The sequence below is a fragment of the Peribacillus sp. P4_C12 genome, assembly GCF_056402095.1.
The window spans coordinates 1-1,222 of record NZ_JBFUIB010000850.1 but is presented as its reverse complement, the minus strand read 5'-3'; the positions used below and the strand labels follow the sequence as shown (position 1 = coordinate 1,222).

The following is a 1,222-nucleotide window of genomic DNA, read 5'->3' as shown; positions in this document are numbered from 1 at the left end:
ACTAGGTAGTACTAAAAAACGCCAGAAATTAGTTTCAGCTTTACGAGATTCGCTTGTTAAAACTAAAAGTGATGGAATAAATGTAGATTTTGAAAACATCGATCCAAAAAATAAGAAGGACTTTGTACTTTTCATTGGCGAGCTAAAAAAGGCCCTAAAACCTCATGGTATTAAACTATCGGTGGATGTCACTCGAGAAAATGACGACCCTTTTTGGTCAAAAAGTCTAGATAGGAAAGAACTTGGCAAAATAGCGGACTATATAATCATTATGGGTTATGACGAGCATTGGGGAGGGAGCCCAGTAGCCGGGTCCGTTTCCTCGTTACCTTGGATCAAAGAAGGAACTAAGCTTTTAATGAAAGAAGTACCTGCTCATAAGATAATATTGGCTGTACCATTTTATACGAGAGAATGGGTAACCGATTTATCGACCAATAAAGTGAAAAGTCATGACCGTACCATGGCTGAGGTCAACAAAATCATTTCATCTCATGGACTTAAAAAGGTATGGGATAAAAAGACCTCACAAAATTACGTGGAGTATACTTCCAAAGGGAAAAAGCATCAAATATGGATAGAAGATAAAAAATCGATGAAGCTTCGGCTTGATCTGGTAAAACAAAATCATCTAGGCGGTGTATCTGCTTGGTACATTGGATCAGAAACACCTGACATTTGGGATGTATTTCATTTTAATCAATAGTGTAACAGAACAATCTTCGGATAATGGAGGTTGTTCAGCTTGTAGAAAAAGGTCCCTTTTAGGGTCTATATCTGCAAGCTTTTTTTGTGTAATTACAAATAACAGATTACAGATAAAAGTAGTATAAACAATTTGAAGGAGGAATGAATAATGGCCATTAGGAAATTAACTAAAGTCGGCAATAGCTTGGGTATTACGTTTCTAGTTGAAATGTTGAAACCTGGTAAGCGACATTAACCATTTCCGGGGGACCAATATATTCTTCCCCCGGTTCAATTACAAAGCCTTTGCCTGCAACGAGGTGTATCAGACGTCCATCCTCCGTCATGCTAAATATAAAGACCCATTCAATTACGCCTTCCTTTTCTTGAATCAAGGTAAGCTTTTTTCTGGGAATAGGAAGTTTGCCGGTTCATATTTTTTTGTAGACTGATAACCTCTTCAGTTGGAATGATAGCTGCGGTTACAGCGGCAACGGAACGAAGCCCCTACTGGTATATCTGTGAAGAAATGAAG

At 38.1% G+C, this 1,222-nt stretch carries 2 protein-coding genes; one reads left to right on the top strand and one right to left on the bottom strand.

The window, feature by feature from the left end:
- On the top strand, positions 1-706 hold a 706-nt coding region (locus tag AC1DUW_RS29645; RefSeq protein WP_477644283.1), incomplete at its 5' end, for a glycosyl hydrolase family 18 protein.
- A gap of 193 nt (positions 707-899) precedes the next feature.
- On the opposite strand, the gene AC1DUW_RS29640 is transcribed toward AC1DUW_RS29645, so the two are convergent.
- Positions 900-1,082: a hypothetical protein gene (locus tag AC1DUW_RS29640; protein ID WP_477644282.1), complete on the bottom strand. Its 183-nt coding sequence runs from the start codon at positions 1,080-1,082 to the stop codon at positions 900-902.
- Positions 1,083-1,222 lie beyond the last annotated feature (140 nt).